Raw genomic sequence first — 17,598 nt, 5'->3', positions numbered from 1 at the left:
CAGTGAGTGATCTCGGTTGCCTCCGAGTGTCTCACTAAATCCTGACAGAGAGGGGCTCACTAGCAAATCCTGCCGACGTGCGGTGCTATCCCCCTAATGGTGTCCCATCCGATCCTACTGTTCCTCAACACCTTTCCGGTCTGGTTGATTGCAGATAGAATGCAACATCGTCTTCACCTACGGGCACCACTCCTTTTGGGTGATCGACATGAGACTGACCGCGAAGTGGGCGCGGCACCGTTGCCATGACGCGCCGAGAAAGGTGACGCCGATCGCCGCCACAAGGCTGGCGTGGGCATCGGAGGTCGCCAACTTGCCCCCGGTCAGACCGCAGAGTCCAGGGCGCGGAAGACCGTCAACTAGCCGACCTTCTCCTCCTCGGATGAGACGTCGATACCCAAAATTTCTCGGTGTCCGTTGTCCGTCCATGCCGACCGCCAACATGCTCCTACGTTGGTGCCGGATGGTGGGAGTATTCCGGAGCTGTTGGACGTGAGCTCGTTTAACACGTCCAAGGGGGCGTTATGGTTCCGCCATCGGCAGTGATGGCGGTCAAGCCCACCGATGTCGTTACCCATAACGAGGCCGCGCTGTCACCCGGGTTGTCGAGCTGAATAGTCGCCGACTCCGGAACCAATACGACATCTCCAACTGAGAGTTGGACTCGATTGTCATCCAGGGTGATCACGGGTGAGCCCTGAAGTACGAGAAAGACCTCCTCGTGCGAGACCGTGTGCGGTGCGCCGACATTACCGGGCTCCAGTTCGGTATGCCAGGCGCACAGCTGTCGACTACCGCGGGAGGGCGCCACATAGGAGTGGAATTGTGCGCCGTGCATCTGGTGGGTGTAGTGATCCCCGTTTTTTCGGATCGGCATGTCAAGTTCCCTTCGTCAGTTCAACTGTCTTTATTGGACAGGTAGACTGACGACATGTCAAGGGATGAACCACGCGCCGATCTGCTGATGTTGCTGATGCGCAGCGCGTCTGCCCTGGCCGAGCAGATCAACGCCGCAGTCCTCGCGGAGGGGCATTCGTCGCTACGGCCGGCGCATGGCTTGTTATTTCTGCGGGTGGCCAGCGACGGGGCCACTGTCAGCGAAATTGCCGCTTACCTTGGTATCACTAAACAATCCGCAGCCGTGATGGTCGACGAGTTGGTCGCATCCGGGTATGTGAGCAAGCAGCCCCACCGATACGACCGCCGTTCGCAGCTCGTACGGCTCACCTCCGCCGGTGCCGACGTGACAACTGCGGCTACCAACGCAGCACTCTTCCGTTGGAAAGCGGCGAGCACGACACTTGGCGCGGACACGATGGCATCGCTCGTGCTCGCGCTCGAGGAGATTGGGAGAGACGGCACGCCACGCCCTGTCTGGTGACCCGAATAGGCTTTGGCCGCGGCGCCCTCGCGCCTTGTATTAGGTCCGAGGGTGACGCATCAACGCGTCGGCGATCAGTAACGACCGCGTTCTCGTGGAGCATTGCCGATTCTGGCTGGGCCTTGTCATTTGAAGGTTATGGCCAACGGCAGATGCTCTCAGCTAGTTCCACACCTAGCGAACAGGTCGGCTCTGGCTTTGTTCGGTCACTTCGGTTGGACAAACCGGTGCCTTTGCGGATGACCGCACAAGTGGGCCGCACTTTGTCGATCGCAAAGCCGGACTGGTCGATCGGAAACTGATTCGCTCTGCGAGTGAGTGATCCAGATCTTTCCACTGTTGTGGAGCCTCGTCACCTACGTCCAAGCGAAAACCAAGCGCGCTCCAAGGTCGGGTACCGAAAATGACTTGGTGCTTGTTGAATGCACAGATCAATCGTGCGCCGGGCGCCGGATTGAGAGTGGGTGGAACCTGAGGGTTCCGATGTGCGATGTCTTCGCACAGAAGCTCCATGACGATCGTGATCTCTCCGGGAGGTCAAGTCTGCCGGCGCGCTGATGCTCACGCATCAAGCGCAGCTGTGAAAGCAATTCGGCGGCGAGAATCAGAGTTGGGTTGCAGCAGAACTACTTCATCTTTGAACGGGCGCCGCTCGAATTCTTGGACTGAGAACGTCGACGGCGTCGTCGACGCGTTGCCGTGGAGTCAAGATCTGCGGGATGGTGAGGCATATGTCCTCTTAACGTGGAGGTGCTGAATTTCACGCGGGAGGCAGACCGGGGTGTATGGCCCCGCAGAAACTCATCTACTTGTGACGACAGGGCAGCGTATCTGTGCGCCGCCAGGAGGAGAAAGAGTATGCAGGGGACGCACGATCGAAACCGACACCGAGACATTCTTGCTCGGTCGGCAGATAGTGGCATTGATATGCAGGCTGAGGATCATTTCGACGCGGTACGGTCGGTCGTGACGGTGCTGTGCTCCGTGTCGCTCTCCGCGGAATATGTTGCAGAGGCTGCGAATCGAAGTTGTTGTGAAGTATTCGATTCGCTCGAATTTCGATCGGCGCGAGTGGGATCGATATTGCAGTTGGTCTATCAGACGACTGCGCGAACCATTGATCAGGTCGCAAGGCACGCGGCCTACGTTGAGCGTTCACTGGCTTTTCCAGACAGACTGAATGCACTCACCATTCGGCAGAGACAGATTCTGGCATTGAGGGCGGTCTGTGGATTTGGGGTAGGCGACGTGGCGACCGCTCTGTCGGGTTCTGTTGAGGGCATTCGCCTCGAACAGCATCGTGCGTTGTCGCGGCTGCGGGTGGAGGCGCTATCGAGTGCTTAGTTCAGGACGTTCAATCCGGTAGATCACGAATCGAATTCGCCGCTGTTCGTCGTGGGCTTCCGTACTTACGTCACGCCCAAATAGTGTAAGTCGTTGAGAGTCATTTGCATTGAGTGTCGCGGTCTGCGATCGGGTGCCATGCGGGTTCCAAGTATTTCGCCCGGTTTGTCCCAAGCGTCGGAGCGCAGGGTGTTCCGAGTACACACCCCTTCGACACGTCAGGACGGGCCATGGCCGCATCGATCAACCCGAAGAACACCGCAATGCCGAACACCGCAGTAAGAAGAGCAACCCTGCTGGCAGTATGCGTGAGCACCGCAATGCTCATGCTCGACATCGCCGTCGTCAACACCGCCTTGCCGTCGATCGCATCCGACCTCGATACCGGTGTCAGTGCCCTGCAGTGGGTGATCGACGCGTACACGCTGGCATTAGCGACAGTGGTTCTCAGTGCCGGATCGTGGGCAGACAGACGGGGTCGACGCCATGTTTTCATCATCGGCATTGTGTGGTTCACCACGGCATCTCTGTTCTGCGCATTGGCGCCGAACATTTGGGTGCTCGACCTCGCGCGGGCCGCTCAGGGTATCGGCGGTGCCGTACTTTTTGCCTGCTCACTTGCCTTGCTGGCGGACGTGTTCGAGAAGGGCCCGCAGCGCGCGACTGCTTTGGCTGCCTACGGCGCCACGATCGGCGGTGCGTTTGCCGTCGGTCCATTGGTCGGCGGGCTGCTTACCGAGTTGTTGGATTGGCGCGCAATCTTTTTGATCAACGTTCCGATCGGGTTGATCACACTGGCGATGACGGTGCGGTGGGTTCCCGAGTCACGCGATCCTCGACCTCGCGGCGCGGACGTGCTCGGGCAGATTCTGGTGTCCACCGGCCTGGCGGCTCTGGTGTTTGGTTTGTTGCGCGGCAACGAGGCTGGGTGGCTCGAGCTGCAGCCGGTGATCGCCGCGGTGATTGCCACGGCCGCCCTGATCGGTTTCTCCCTGCACGAGCTTCGTACCACTGAGCCCATGCTGCCCCCGCATCTGCTCGCCAATCGCGCCTTCGCCGGAGCTCAGATCGCAGCGTTCTCGATCTCCGCCTCCCTGTTCGCGGTCTTCGTCTACACGACGATCTACCTGCAGAACGTGTTGCATCTGTCTCCCGTGGACGCCGGCCTGGTGTATCTACCGGCGACGATAGCGATGTTCGTCGTCGCGGGCGCCACCGCGAAATTGGACGGGCGCATCCCCGTCTCGGCCTCGTTGACGTGCTCGCTTCTACTCGTCTCGGTGGGACTGGTCATGATGACCGTCGTCGACGTAACCAGTTCGCCGTACGCGATACTTCCCGGATTTGTTGTCGCGTGTGTGGGGGCCGGGGTGTTCAACCCCGTCATGAGTGGGTTGGTTCTGGGCGAAAGCACTTCGAATCATTCCGGATTGGCCGCAGGGATCAACGACGCGTTCCGGCAGACCGGCATCGCAGTCGGGGTTGCCGCGCTCGGCGCCTTCCTTCCTGCGCAGTCGATGCTGCCCGGCGGATCACCGGACGACTTCGTCAGTGGACTTCGGTTGGCACTGTTTGTCGCAGCCTTCATCGCAGCTCTCGGTGCGTTGGTCTGCGCGGCGACTCTGCGCACTGCTCGACAGGCTGGCAAATCTGTCGCGAAAGAGATTGATTCCGAATCGATATCGGCTTGATGACCTTCTCGCGCGCCTGCCGGTTTCTGTCCCTAAGATCTCAGTGTTTGATGTCGAACTGGGCTAGGAGCGACGCGTGATCTATCGACTTCTCGGACCGTTGGAGGTGTGTCGTGCTTCGACGCACAGTGAGCCGGGTGGTCCCGCTGTCAGTGAGCTTGTTGTGGATCTGGGTCCGAAGAAGCAGCGGACAGTTCTCGCCGTTCTGCTTCTCAATCGTGGACGCGTCGTCTCCACCGACCGGCTGATCGACGCTCTCTGGCACGACGAAGCACCTGCCAGCGCGATGGCGAGCATCCAGGCATACATCTCCAATCTGCGCCGAGCGCTGCGCGTCGAAACCGGTGCGGCGTCACCGATAGTGCGTCAATCGCCTGGCTACGTTCTCGATATCTCGGCCGCCGAAGTCGATTTGTCGGTGTTTCTCGACGACGCCGAAACCGCACGACAACGTGCAGAGGACGGGCAGTGGCAGGAAGCAATGACGATCGCTGACCGCGCCCTCGCCTCGGTTCGTGGACAGTTGCTCGAGGATTTGCGTGACGAGCATTGGGTGGAGGTGGAGGCCGCGGCATTCGAGGAGGTGCGAACCGAATGTCGTGAGACCCGGATAACTGCACTTCTTGCTCTCGGCCGTCTAGCTCCGGCGTTGGTCGAAGCCGCGCAGTTGTGCAGCGAGTACCCGTTCCGCGACCGGACCTGCTGGCTGAGAATGGTGGCGCTCCATCAGGCCGGACGGTCCCCAGAAGCCTTGGAACAGTTCCGGGTGCATGCGGCGAGGTTGGACACCGAACTAGGCCTCGAACCCGGCGGAGAACTGACAGCACTTCAGGGCGGGATTCTGCGACATGAGCCTGGCCTTGCTGCGTGGCCGCGAATTCCGGGATGGTCAGGTGCGGGAATGATTTCGGTGCCTGCGCCTGAATCTGCGGTCGTGGAAGGTCCGGACGTCGATTCAGCGCGCGCATTTGTCGGGCGGGGATCGGAGGTCGGTGCGGTTGACCAGATGCTCGATCAGGTTCGCACCGGCGCGCCTCGTTGGCTAGCTCTGACGGGTCCGGCGGGTATCGGCAAGACTCGGCTCGCGGAGGAGTGTGACGCCCGGGTGGCTTCGATCGACGGGGTCGCAGTGTGGGCACGGTGTGTGGAGGACGATGGGGCTCCGGCGTGGTGGCCGATTCGCCGAATACTGGGAGAATTGGGGACCGACGCTGACGCGGTGCTCTCGTTGCCGACCGATGTGGAACCGGACGAGGCCAGATTCGCTGTCTACGAACGCGTGCTGACGGCCATCGAGTCTGCGGCATCGAACGTGCCCGTGCTAGCGGTGGTGATCGACGACATTCAGTGGGCCGATCCCACGACGCTTCGCTGTTTGACGTACTTGGTGGGTGCACTGCGTCGGGAATCAGTCTGGTTCGTGCTTACTCTCCGCGACACGGAGGCCGGACCGAATGTTCGACGACTGGTGGATGCGATTCTTCATGGTGACGGAAATCGGCACGTCGTTGTGCCGGCACTTGCCCAGACGGAGGTAGCTCGGCTGGCCAGTTGCGTGTCGGGGGAGCAACTCGACGAGACGGAAGTGCGGATTCTGGCTGAGCGAACAGGTGGCAACCCGTTGTTTGTCTCGGAGTACGCCAGACTTCCTCGCGACGAACGCCTGGACGGAGGTATCCCGATGGCCGTCCGCTCGGTGCTCGGGCGCAGGCTTGCTGCGGTGGAACCGGCAGTGTTGCAGGTCCTTCGCGTCGCGGCTGTCATAGGTGAGAGCATCGAGATGGGTACGTTGACTGCAGCGACCCGGCTCGATGTGGACACGTTGGCTGACTATCTCGACGACGCCGCCGACGAACGGATTATCGTGGCGGACCCCGCAATCGGGGGCTACGTTTTCGCACACGGGCTTCTTCGCGATGAAGTTCTCGGTGCGATACCTGCGCTTCGTCGTCAGCGTATTCACTCTCGTGTAGCCGACGTGCTTGCAGATTCGTCCGATCCGGATGGATTGAGCCGTCGCGCACAGCATTTGCTGTCTGCCCTTCCCCTGGTCGATCCGGGCGTCGTGCTGGAGGCGTGCTCGGCTGCAGCGCGGCAAGCGGCCGAGCGATGGAGTTCCGAATCCGCCGCCCAGTGGTGGGAGGCTGCGGTCCGTGCGTTCGATCTGCTACCTGCGTCCCTACAGTCGATTGATGCTCGGGATGATCTGTTGGTCGCCAGGGTCGAGGCACTCGCACGGGCCGGGCGAGGGCAGACGGTTCTCGATGTCGTCAATGCCGGTCTCCTCGAAGCGGTTCGGGAAGAGCGCACTTCGGCTGTCGGACGCTTGGCGGCGGCGTTGCTGCGCGCTGCAGGCGCATGGCCCTGGGTTTCCTACGGCAAGGACCCAGGCCCGCTGCTCGAACGTCTTGCCGGCTTGGAGCCTTTCGTCGTGTCCGATCGAACGGCGCACGCCCGTGTTCTTGCCGCATTGGCTGTCGGGAGTTGCTATCACCCGGACTCGACGGTTCCCGATTCCCTGAGCTCTCGGGCGCTCGAGATGGCCCGAGAGGTGGGCGATGCAGACGTGATCGCCGACGCTCTCCTAGGGCGGATTCTGCTGTACTCCGGAGTTGCGACGCATAGCTACGAATCAGTCGAACTTCTCGAAGAACTGTTCGAGTTGGCTCATCAACAATCACGATCAGACGAGGTCATCGCCCACACAGTGGCGAGTATGACGCGGATGAATCTCGCGGATGTCGATGCAGCAGCGATGCATGTTCGGCAGGGAATTATCGGGTGCGATGTTCTGCGGCTACCCGTATTGAGGGTCCAACTGCGTTGGATGGAAGCGACTCTCGCGGCATGGCACGGCGACTTCGAGGAGACCAAGCGGCAGTTCAACACCGCTCGGCAGATCCACCTTCAAACCGAGCTGTACACCGCGGGGAGTGCAGGTTTGGCCTTCAACACGCTGGAGTGGGAGTACGGCACACTCGCAGACGCCGACCCCGGAATCGTCGAGCCGGACTCGTGGAGTATCGCGATCGCCGGTGCCAGGGGAGAACGAGAAAGGGCAGCTTCCGAGATCAGCCTTTGGTGTGCAAAGTCCGGTCCAGTCACGTGGACGACGTTGGGCCACCAGACGTTGATCGCCCGGGTTGTCGCGGACCTGGAACTCGGCGAGTACGCCGAGTCGTTCGTCGACCTCCTCACACCGTTCGTGGACCGCATAGCCACGGTGGGGCAGGTGGGCGTTATCGGATCGGTCGCGGAAGTCGTCGCCCGCCTGCATGCGATGCAGGGTCGCACGGACATGGCGACGGTATTGCTCGATCAGGCGGAAGGTATCGCCAGACGAACATCGAGTCCCCCCACACTGCTGCGATGCCGCTTATTGCGCGCCCAACTTCAGGCTGGATCGGTCGCTCGAGATCGCGCTATTGCCGAGATCGCGGCGGAGTCCGAGCAACGTGGAATGCACGGCCTTGCTACTTTTGCGCGCTCGATGCTGGTGTGAGGGAGGGCCTCTTGACCTTGGACGTCGCTTGGATAGGGTGACAAAGCCGAGTCAAGAATCAGCCAAGCACTCTCGGACATCCTTTCTTCATTCCCGAAAACGGGCCGAGGAAAGGACTTCCGATGAATCTACAAACTCCCCTGCTCGACACTGCGCTCGAATCGTTGCGCGCAGAGGTGACCGGATCTGTCGCGTTGCCCGGCGAGGCGGGATACGAACTCGCAACTCCGTGGAACGTGGCCGTACCGGTCAACCCGTGTGCCGTGGTGGCAGTCGAGAGTGCGCAGGACATCGCCGCTACCATGCGATTCGCGGCAAGGAACGGCCTCCACGTCGCCGTTCAACGAACCGGGCACGGCGCGGTACCTCTCGGCAATGACGTTCTGCTCGTGCATACCGGCAAGCTGACAGAGTGCATCGTCGATCCCGAAACGCGCACTGCCCGAATTGGAGCAGGACTGATCTGGCAGGACGTCATCGACGCCGCCGCGCCGCACGGATTGGCGCCGTTGGCAGGCTCGTCGGCCACCGTCGGTGTCGCCGGGTTCCTCACCGGCGCCGGTATCGGACCCATGGTGCGTACGTACGGCCTGTCGTCCGATCACGTCCGTTCGTTCGACATCGTTACCGGCAGCGGCGAACTCATTCACGTTACTCCGGACGACCATGCCGAACTGTTCTGGGGGCTACGCGGCGGCAAGGGAACTCTGGGTATCGTCACAGCCATCGAGATCGACCTACTGCCCATCACTCACTTCTACGGCGGCGCGCTCTATTTCGACGGCGCAGATGCAAGGGCGGTTGCACACGCCTGGCTGGACTGGTGCGCCGATCTTCCCGAACACAGTTCCACCTCTGTCGCCTTTCTGCAACTCCCACCGCTTCCGCAGGTTCCGCCGCCACTGGCCGGAAGACTTACCTTCGCCGTTAGATTTGCCAGCCTCGCCGACGAAGGTGAGGCCGAACAGATCATCAACCGAATTCGTTCGGTGGCAACACCGTTGATCGACGCCGTCGGGACGTTGCCGTACGCGGCCATCGCGGCAGTACACGCCGATCCCATCGAACCGATGCCGACACACGAATCTACCGCGCTGACCACCGAACTGTCGCACGAGGCCGTCGACGCGCTTCTCTCCGTAGCCGGGCCCGGATCTCAGTCCCCACAGACTGTCGTCGAATTGCGTCTTCTCGGCGGCGCCCTGGCTCGGGAGCCGAAGCACCGCAGCGCCTTCTGTCATCGCGATGCCAGTTTCGCGCTGATGGTTGCGGGAGTTCTCGTTCCGCCCTCCGCTGACGCCGTGGTCGGCCATTCTCAACGGATCGACCGGGTGATGGAGCCTTGGACCACCGGGCGCGCCCTGCCCAACTTCGCGCCGAGCGCCGACCCGGACCAGATCGCCCGAACCTACGACGAGGACACCGCGCACTGGCTCAGCGCTCTGGGTAACGAACACGATCCCGACGGAGTACTGCGTGTGGGTCAGGTCATGCGTCAGATCCGATGATCACCCGGCAACGTCCCACCTTCGCAACACGTCCACCACTGTCAAAAGGTATGAACATGCATGCTGTACGAACTGCCGCTGCCCTCGGAATCTCGCTCGTGACGGCACTAGCGGTCGTAGGATGCAGCGACGCGTCTACGCCGCGGGCTCAAGGATCCGAGAACGCGCACCACCACGGCGCTGACGTCCTCATCGGGCCTGAAACCGCCCTGGGACAAGGAAGCGCCAAGACCTATGTCACAGTAGATGATTCGGGGAATCCGAACGAAATCGGTATCCGCATCTCCGAATCCGCACTCGAGGGACTCCCAGACGGCCCCGAGGCCACCACGACGATGCTCATGATGGACTTGCCGGCGAGCGCACCAGAGACCGGATTCGATCATGTGATGCTCGACTGGAACCCACACGGTCACGATCCGGAGATTCTGTTCGGCGAACCGCATTTCGACATGCACTTCTACATGACGGATGTCGAGCACGATATCGACCCGACCGCTCCGGACTTCGCTGAGCGCGCAGCCAAACTGCCCGAGTCGCGGTACGTCCCGCAAGGATATGTTGCACCCCCAGGTCCCGCTGCCGAGAACACGGTTCCCTTCATGGGTATGCACTGGACCGACGTTGCGGACGGGGCGATTCCAGGGTCGTTCGACTTCACCGAGGTCCTTCTGAACGGGTCATGGGATGGTGAGTTCACGTTCATCGAACCGATGATGACACGGGAATGGATGCTCACGAAACCTGCTATTCGGGAAGAAGTGCGCCAGCCCGTGTCGTATCAACGGACCGGCTACTACCCGACCACTTACTCCGTCAGTTTCGACGATCAATCAGGCGACTACGTCATCGCACTGTCAGGCCTGACGATGCGCGAGGCATCGTGACGAGGCCATCCTCGTTCGGCCTATCGTCCACTTGATGTAGTTGCACAATGGTCCGTCGAACTCGAGTGGCAGCGTGCATGCATAAGTGCCCCACGGTAAGTGTCGTTGGGGTTCTGGTGGACGCTGAGAGCGCTGATGGGTCTGCTGCACGATCGGATATCAGCGGATCGTGCAGCAGACCCGTTCGCATTGAACGCGGATTGTTGTGGCAAGCTCGCACTTTTCGGGTCGCTGCACTCACGCATTTTCATCCTTGGTGGAGTGGGACGCGACGGGTGAAACGCGGTCGGAGGGTACCTATCTCCATCCTGGGCATAGTTAGTGGTTGCATTGCAAGTGTGCGTCTTCTCATCGTTGTGGTTTGGCGTTAGATTTGCCGTTATGTCTCTGAACGTGCAGTTGTTCGGCCCGGTGGTCGTGCGGGTCGACGGGGCGATTGTTCCGCTCGGCGGTCGTATTCCCAGGGCTATCGTTGCTCGACTTGCATTGTCTTCCGGGCATCGGCTTCCAGCTGGAGAATTGATCGAGGCGTTGTGGGTGTCCCCACCTCCGTCAGCGATTGCTTCTTTACGCGCGCACATCTCTCGGTTGCGCAATCTGCTCGGAGAGCAGCTTGCCGGTGGCCGTGGCGGGTATGCGTTGCTGGGTGTCGACAGTGTCGATGTGCACGCCTTCACTTCGGCGGCCGAGGCCGGGATCCGCGATCGTTCGTTGGACGGGCTCGAGACCGCTGAAAGATTGTGGACTGGGAAGCTGTTCGACGATTTGACCGGCATTCCGTTCGTAGCTGAATGGGCTGAGAAGTTGAAGACTCAGCACCGAATTGGGACAGAGCTTTTGGGGTGCTTGAGATTGGAGGCGGGGGACTATCTCGGGGCTATCGCGACATTACAACCGCTTGTGAACGAGAACTGCACCCACGATCAACCGGTGATGCTGTTAGCGCGTGCTCAGTCGCGAGCGGGTAGAACGGGTGATGCGCTCGCGACGATCGACACGTACCGCCGCCGAACGGCTGAGGAATTCGGTCTCGATCTGTCGCCGGAGTTGGCTGAGTTGCGGAGCGACGTGGTTCGTCACTCATCGTCGGTGGCTGCGGCGCCGTTGGGGCGAAGCGAGATCGAGCGGCATGGTCTGCCTCTGCCTTTGACCGGTTTCGTGGGAAGACGTCATGAACTCGAGGCAATCGAGGTGGCCAGATCGCGTGCTCGGCTGGTCACATTGACCGGTAGTGGAGGGGTGGGCAAGACACGTCTGGCGGTTGAAAGTACCCGCCGAATCCGTGATGTGGTGGACGATGCACAGTGGATGCTCGAAATGGCCCCGTTGACTGGGGAACGCGAATTGATCTCTGCACTTGCCCAACTCCTTCGTGTCCCGGTGCCTTCGATGGAAGCTATCAGTGACAGGCTCTCCGACGGTCGAAATCTCCTGGTCCTCGACAACGCAGAGCATGTGCGGGCGGCGGTCACCGCGTTATGCCAAGACTTGCTGGCACGGTGTTCGGGGTTGGCGATCCTGGTGACCAGCCGCGAACCATTGTGCATTGCCGGTGAACGCGTGATCTCGATCGACCCGATGCTCGGTGACAGCCTCGGTGATGCGGTTGAACTGTTCATCTGCCGCGGGGACGATGCGCGACCAGGGTTCCGGGACCCGTCAGACATCGCTCGCATCCGGAATCTGTGCACACTGCTGGATGGGCTTCCCCTCGCCATAGAACTCGCGGCAGCACGACTATCTGTCCAATCGATGTCCGAGATACTCCATTCGATACATGAAAGACCCGGTGAATCCTGGTCTTTCGCGTCGACCACTACCAGACATCACTCCATGCGCAGCACAGTCGAGTGGAGTGTCGATCTCTTGGGCAGTCCTGAACGCGACCTCCTCGCTCAGATCGGACGATTTCAAGGACCTGTCACTGCCGAGGCCGTTGCAGGAATTTGTCGCGTTCCTGACGGATGTTCAGTCCAAGATCTGGTGGCCAGTTTGGTGCAGAAGTCGTTGCTGGCGGTCGAGACCAGTAGCCAGGGCACGCGAGCGTTCAAACTGCTCGAATCGACCAAGTCTTTTGCGCGATCCCTGCCGATCGCCGAGGAGGAAAGCTGGTACAACCGACACCGAGAATGGTTCGCAGCGGCCGTTCATTCTCTTGCGCCTCAGATGTTCTCACATGCCGCCCCGGTAGCTCACGATATCGTGGAGGTGATGCGCCCGGATCTGCTCCGAGCACTGGACGGCGCAATCACGTCTGAACAGGGATACGACGCGCTCAGGCTCGCCGGCGGGCAGGGGTGGCACTGGGTACGCCGAGGCGTGTTGACCGAAGGCAGGCAGTGGTTGGACAGAGCATTACTCTCCGCGAAAGACGATCACGGTCGTGCCATCGATGGGGAGCGTGCTCGCGTGCTGCACGCTGGATGCGTTCTGTCGTACATGTCTGGGGACATAGCGAATGCTCGCCGATATGCGGTCGATTGTTCCAGGTACGCCACGATTGCTGATGATCGCAACCTGACAGCTGTTTCGTTGGGTTTCATGTCGTACTGGGAAGCGCTGTTTGGAGATTTGCAAGAAGCAAAGATACTGATGGACAGTGCATTCGAACGTGCTTCAGATGCCGAGCCCTGGGCGCGCAGCGAAATCTTCGTCACGTGCGGACAGGTGCAACGTTCACTCGGTCATCCCGCGCGTGCACTCGAGACCCTCTCTGAAGCGGAACGGCTGGCACGACACTGTGGACACGGATGGGCACTGATTCCTGCAGTCGGTATCGCATCCAAGATTCTGATTGATCTGGGTCGTGGTTCCGATGCTATTTCGCGCTTGGCGCCGCTTGCGGCCAGGGCTTTCGCCGACAATGACCCGACGTCGACGATGGCAACCCTTCATCAGTCGATCGGGGCAGTTGCCTTGATTGAGAAGCATTACGAAGGGGCAGTGCTGCATTCGGTCGTGGGAAGGCTGGGGAAGGCCTACAGCTTCGATCCGCTTGTCACGGAACCCGAAGACTCGGCACGATATCTCGAGCGTATACGGCAATGCCTATCTGCGGATCAGTGGCGTCAGGCGCAGATCGCTGGCCGAAACATGTCGCTGAGCTCGGCCGTGAGCATGCTGGGCTCCCTGGTGACCTGACATACGTTGCAGAAGTATTGCGGGATGCCGACGAGCGATCGTGCCGGGATCACACTCACCTACGCTCGGTCGAGGATGAAGAACCCACTGCTGAGTATCAACGTGAATGCGAAATCCTTCACTTCGGCTCGAACAGCCGCAGGAACACTCTTCGTTGCGCAGTTCGGTGCTCGGGAGTCCCTTGTGCGGGGCTGCATCCAGATTCTTGCCACCATCGCGCCGGCGCGGTTGACCACGGTTCAATGTATCGGGGCAATCGAATTCGGTTGTAACACTGATGCATTCCGCCCGTGATCCTATGTTGCGCGCCATAGTGCGGCAATAAGCCGCGACCCACTTAGAACGGAGACCAAACATGCCCAAAATTCTGTTCGGAGTGGCCACAGTCTTGACCTGTGCAGTGCTCGTGCAGTTCTATCTTGCCGCAGTGGGTACCTTCAGTACCGCGGGCAGCGGACGCTACGCAGCTCACGAAATCGTAGGAACGATCGTCCTGCCAACATTGTCTTTGTTGGCAGTTGCGATGTGTCTACTCATGAGGGTCGATCGAGCCACCGTGCTCCTTGCCGCCGCTCCCCTCCTCGGGGTTCTCGTCGAGTTCGCACTCTTCGCGCTCAACCTGTGGCTGTCAGGCGGGCCGACGACCTCGGGGACAATCAAGTGGGCAGGCACGTTGATACTCGGGTTGCATCCGATGGTCGGTCTCGTCATGTTGGGTTCCTGCCTATTGCTGTGGAAGCGGGCGTGCCGCGGTATCTCACCGCCTCCTTCGCCCTCGGCGGTCACTGTCAAGAGCGTCAACGCTGAGAATGACCGGCAGCCCCGTCGCTGAGCACGGGATTGCAGAAACATTGCAGTCCCAAATCCGCCGGGCGTCAGTCTCCTCTCCAGCGATAGCTTTCCATCATGACTACCAACTCAACCCCTGCACCCACCCTTGTGCCGACCAGTCTTGGCAACATTGCTTTTCGGCAAGTCGGATCTACAGCTGGTCCCGTGACAGTCTTGTGGCACAGCATGTTCGTGGATTCGACCAGTTGGGATCGAGTCATTCCGCTGCTACCCCACGATCGACGGATACTGATAGTCGATGGTCCTGGCTACGGAGACAGCGACCCGCTCCACAGAGTCACTTCAATCGCCGAATGTGCTTCTGCTGCGATCGAACTGCTCAATGCCGTAGGTGCCGAGGGACCGGTCGACTGGGTGGGGAACGCTTGGGGCGGACACATCGGATATCACCTCGCCGGAACCTCCCCCGGCCGCCTGCGAACACTCACCACGGTGAGCGCACCTGCCCTTCCATTGCCCACAGGGGAGCGCGTCAAGCTCGAGATTCTCAGTTACGTCCTTCGATTCTTCGGCCCGATATCGATTCTTCGGCGCAAGATCGCGAATGCGCAACTCACGGATGAGTCCCGTGCCGATGCTGCGACGGTGGCATACATCAATTCGGCTGTTCGCCGCGCGGGGGGCCGAAGCTTGGCGAACACGACGCGATCGTTCATCGTGCGACGTTCGGACCTGTCGACACACGCATCGCGTGCGGAGCTACCGATTCTCATCGTTGCCACCGATGATCGCGGCGAACTCACGCCGGCGCAGGCCCGAGCTACCGCGGAACTGTGCCGTGATGCGGAAGTGGCGGTCATCGACAGCTCACGCACACTTATTCCCCTGGAGCGGCCAGCGCGTCTTGTCGAGTTGTTGATCGAATTCTGGAGCAAACAGGAAGCGCAGTGAAATCTTGTCGAGGTGTGAAGTGCGGAGCGGGTGCTCCCTGATCGGCGGCGCAACGAGTGGGCATGTGAGGGGACTGTTGCCGCGGATGCCGGATTCCGTTTCGTGGCTTTCCACGCTATGTCCAAGAACTTCGCCCGATAACGTCCAAGCACGGCAGCGCAGAGTACGGCGAGTAGGCATTCCGACGATAATCCAGGACCGACTGTGAATCCACCGATCAGTACGACGAACGCCGTGCCATCGAGCGCTGCGCCGCCCGCGTCAGCGAATTGCGAAGGCGCGTGCAGCGACCTTCACCATCATGACCCGTCGTCTCGACGCCATTAGTCCGGAACTCCGCGAACATTCAACGAATCCGAACGAAGACGCGAATGCGTTGCGAAAGGCTGCGTTCGCACTCATTCGGGTACTCGCAACCGTACCGAGGCCTGTTGTCGTCGAACTTGACGGCTTTCATGCAGAGCCTTGTTCATCTATCCAAAGTCTCGATCATCTCGCTTCCGACCGAAAGGCGGGGCGTACCAGAAGGAAACTCAATGTTCACTATCATCGGCAGGCGATTCGGTGCCGTAGTTGCTGCGGCCACCGCCGTCGTGTTGTTGTCATCATGTTCCTTTTCTTTCGGGACGGGCGGCGAGCCTCAAGAATCAGGTTCTGGTGGCGTCGGATTCCGAGACCTTCAGTCAGCGACCATTCAGATCGAGGCCCTCGGAACCTTCGTCTCACCATCGGAAGGTGGCTATGAAGCAGCAGGGCGTGGTTCAGGGTTCCTCATTTCATCGGACGGATACGCACTGACCAACAATCACGTGGTGACCGGCGCCGGCACCCTCAAGGTCTGGCGCAACGGTGACCAGAGCAAGACTCTCAACGCTCGTATCGTCGCTTCCTCGGAATGTCTTGACCTCGCCGTGGTGAAAATCGACGGAAATGATCTGCCGTACATCGATTTTCGCGAAGGCTCGATATCCACTGCTGACGAAGTCTATGCAGCGGGGTTCCCGCTCGGAGATCCCACCTTTACGATGACCAAAGGCATAGTCTCCAAAGCGGACACTCCCGCTGACACTCCGTGGGCATCGCTCGACCACGTGATCGAACATGACGCGCGGATCCGCGGCGGCAATTCTGGTGGGCCACTGGTGGATCCGGATGGAAAACTCGTTGGCGTCAACTATGCCGGAGACGAACAGCACGATACGAATCTGGCGATCCACCGCGACGAGGTCCAGAAAGCCGCACAGGAACTTCAGAGCGGCAAAAACATCCTGAGTCTCGGTATCAATGGCGAAGCCCTCGTCGACGAGAGTGGTGCCGGACTTGGCATCTGGGTGAACTCGATAGCGTCAGGATCCGCTGCGGACAAGGCCGGAGTGGAACCGGGCGATCTCCTCACAAGCATGGAAGGGGTTTCACTCGGATCAGACGGCACCCTCGCCGACTACTGCAGCGTGCTTCAAACACATGGTCAGGAGTCCACACTCGCGGTGGAAGCCTACCGGCCCAGTTCCGATTCGTACCTTCGTGGACAGTTCAACGGTGACCCGCTGAAACCCACGACGACTGTCAGCTCCGGAATCAGTGGAACATCGAACCCCAGCACAACCCAAGCGACAAGTGCGGGCGGATTCACCACGGTGACAGACAATTCCGGAACGGTGAGCGTCGACGTGCCGACCGCGTGGTCCCAGCTCGACGGAACCGAATTCGTGGACGAAAAGAACAATCGTTTCTATGGACTGGAGGTCAGTTCCGACATCGCGCAGTACAAAAATGGATGGGGAGCGGTCGGAGCGTCAGTCCTCGCCTCCGAGGAAGCAGTCACGAACTCATCACCTGAAGAGTTGCTGAATTGGGCAGCCCAAGGTTTACCAGAGGCTGGGTGTACTTCCCGCGGACGGATGGACTACCAAGATGCGCTCCACACAGGGTTTTTCGAGGCGTGGGAGAATTGCGGACCGGACAAAGCCAAATACATCGTGGTCGCTGCCAAAGCTGACAGCGGAAGGTACCTTGCACTTGTCGCCGTCCAAGCCAACAGCGAAGCTGACGTCGCGGCAGCTGATCGTGTGGTGAACAGTTTCTCTGTTGGCCTCTGAACGATCACGTGACTCTATAAGCCACTACGGTCCCGAGCGGAGCAGGGCGCAGAAGCGTCGCACTTACGGGAATTCCCGAATGCACGTGCAACTGACGAGACCTCCACGTCGCACCGTCGGCAATCTCGCTCGAGCGAAGGACACCAACAGTTCTGGCCCGCACAGGGGGCAGGCCAGACATTCGACGTACCTCTAGGGCACGACGTCGCCGCGCGACTTCAATTCGTCGGAAGTTGCGGCTGTATGACGGTACGGAGGTCGTTGTTCAACCTGGTCTTCGATTCCGTAGGTGACTGGCCACG

The 17,598-nt window shown here is 60.3% G+C and carries 11 protein-coding genes; 9 read left to right on the top strand and 2 right to left on the bottom strand.

The window, feature by feature from the left end; all coding sequences use genetic code 11:
* Positions 1-177: 177 nt before the first annotated feature.
* Both ACKAMS_RS27900 and ACKAMS_RS27895 read right to left on the bottom strand, forming a co-directional pair.
* Positions 178-429, bottom strand: coding sequence for a transposase (locus ACKAMS_RS27900; protein ID WP_408989870.1), 252 nt, complete (start codon positions 427-429; stop codon positions 178-180).
* Positions 430-502: 73 nt separating this feature from the next.
* Positions 503-838: a cupin domain-containing protein gene (locus ACKAMS_RS27895; RefSeq protein ID WP_408989869.1), complete on the bottom strand. Its 336-nt coding sequence runs from the start codon at positions 836-838 to the stop codon at positions 503-505.
* A 93-nt stretch (positions 839-931) separates the two neighbouring features.
* Here ACKAMS_RS27895 and ACKAMS_RS27890 point away from each other — a divergent pair, with 93 nt between their 5' ends.
* The 9 genes from ACKAMS_RS27890 (at position 932) to ACKAMS_RS27850 (ending at position 17,296) form a co-directional block, all read left to right on the top strand.
* Positions 932-1,381 (top strand): MarR family winged helix-turn-helix transcriptional regulator, encoded by a 450-nt coding sequence (locus ACKAMS_RS27890; protein ID WP_408989867.1) that lies wholly within the window; start codon positions 932-934, stop codon positions 1,379-1,381.
* Positions 1,382-2,955: 1,574 nt separating this feature from the next.
* The gene (locus tag ACKAMS_RS27885) at positions 2,956-4,416 is read left to right on the top strand and encodes an MFS transporter (RefSeq protein WP_408989866.1); all 1,461 of its coding nucleotides are present in this window, start codon (positions 2,956-2,958) and stop codon (positions 4,414-4,416) included.
* 76 nt (positions 4,417-4,492) lie between these two features.
* Entirely contained in the window at positions 4,493-7,918 is a 3,426-nt protein-coding gene (locus ACKAMS_RS27880) for a BTAD domain-containing putative transcriptional regulator (protein WP_408989865.1), read from the top strand.
* Between the two features lie 122 nt (positions 7,919-8,040).
* Positions 8,041-9,426 carry an FAD-binding oxidoreductase gene (locus tag ACKAMS_RS27875; RefSeq protein WP_408989864.1) on the top strand — a complete coding sequence of 462 codons (1,386 nt, stop codon included), beginning with the start codon at positions 8,041-8,043 and terminating at the stop codon, positions 9,424-9,426.
* Between the two features lie 56 nt (positions 9,427-9,482).
* The gene (locus tag ACKAMS_RS27870; protein WP_408989863.1) at positions 9,483-10,313 is read left to right on the top strand and encodes a DUF5602 domain-containing protein; all 831 of its coding nucleotides are present in this window, start codon (positions 9,483-9,485) and stop codon (positions 10,311-10,313) included.
* Positions 10,314-10,694: 381 nt separating this feature from the next.
* On the top strand, positions 10,695-13,454 hold the full coding sequence (locus ACKAMS_RS27865; protein ID WP_408989862.1) for a BTAD domain-containing putative transcriptional regulator: 2,760 nt from the start codon (positions 10,695-10,697) through the stop codon (positions 13,452-13,454).
* A 355-nt stretch (positions 13,455-13,809) separates the two neighbouring features.
* A complete protein-coding gene (locus ACKAMS_RS27860; RefSeq protein ID WP_408989861.1) occupies positions 13,810-14,286 on the top strand; it encodes a hypothetical protein in 477 nt (158 codons plus the stop codon).
* 164 nt (positions 14,287-14,450) lie between these two features.
* A complete protein-coding gene (locus ACKAMS_RS27855) occupies positions 14,451-15,197 on the top strand; it encodes an alpha/beta fold hydrolase (protein ID WP_408989860.1) in 747 nt (248 codons plus the stop codon).
* 536 nt (positions 15,198-15,733) lie between these two features.
* Complete coding sequence (locus tag ACKAMS_RS27850; RefSeq protein WP_408989859.1) at positions 15,734-17,296, top strand: S1C family serine protease; 1,563 nt, start codon at positions 15,734-15,736, stop codon at positions 17,294-17,296.
* Positions 17,297-17,598 lie beyond the last annotated feature (302 nt).

The sequence above is a fragment of the Rhodococcus sp. 5A-K4 genome, from assembly GCF_046097995.1.
In the GTDB taxonomy this organism is placed as follows: Bacteria; Actinomycetota; Actinomycetes; order Mycobacteriales; family Mycobacteriaceae; genus Rhodococcus_F; species Rhodococcus_F erythropolis.
The sequence above is the reverse complement of the archived record's forward strand: the minus strand, read 5'-3'. Positions and strand labels throughout refer to the sequence as shown.

What these genes read in the sequence shown, in the direction of transcription:
- ACKAMS_RS27900 (WP_408989870.1), bottom strand. Translation starts at nt 429, where the DNA reads ATGGACGGACAACGGACACCGAGAAATTTTGGGTATCGACGTCTCATC.
- ACKAMS_RS27895 (WP_408989869.1), bottom strand. Translation starts at nt 838, where the DNA reads ATGCACGGCGCACAATTCCACTCCTATGTGGCGCCCTCCCGCGGTAGT.
- ACKAMS_RS27890 (WP_408989867.1), top strand. Translation starts at nt 932, where the DNA reads ATGTCAAGGGATGAACCACGCGCCGATCTGCTGATGTTGCTGATGCGC.
- ACKAMS_RS27885 (WP_408989866.1), top strand. Translation starts at nt 2,956, where the DNA reads ATGGCCGCATCGATCAACCCGAAGAACACCGCAATGCCGAACACCGCA.
- ACKAMS_RS27875 (WP_408989864.1), top strand. Translation starts at nt 8,041, where the DNA reads ATGAATCTACAAACTCCCCTGCTCGACACTGCGCTCGAATCGTTGCGC.
- ACKAMS_RS27870 (WP_408989863.1), top strand. Translation starts at nt 9,483, where the DNA reads ATGCATGCTGTACGAACTGCCGCTGCCCTCGGAATCTCGCTCGTGACG.
- ACKAMS_RS27865 (WP_408989862.1), top strand. Translation starts at nt 10,695, where the DNA reads ATGTCTCTGAACGTGCAGTTGTTCGGCCCGGTGGTCGTGCGGGTCGAC.
- ACKAMS_RS27860 (WP_408989861.1), top strand. Translation starts at nt 13,810, where the DNA reads ATGCCCAAAATTCTGTTCGGAGTGGCCACAGTCTTGACCTGTGCAGTG.
- ACKAMS_RS27850 (WP_408989859.1), top strand. Translation starts at nt 15,734, where the DNA reads ATGTTCACTATCATCGGCAGGCGATTCGGTGCCGTAGTTGCTGCGGCC.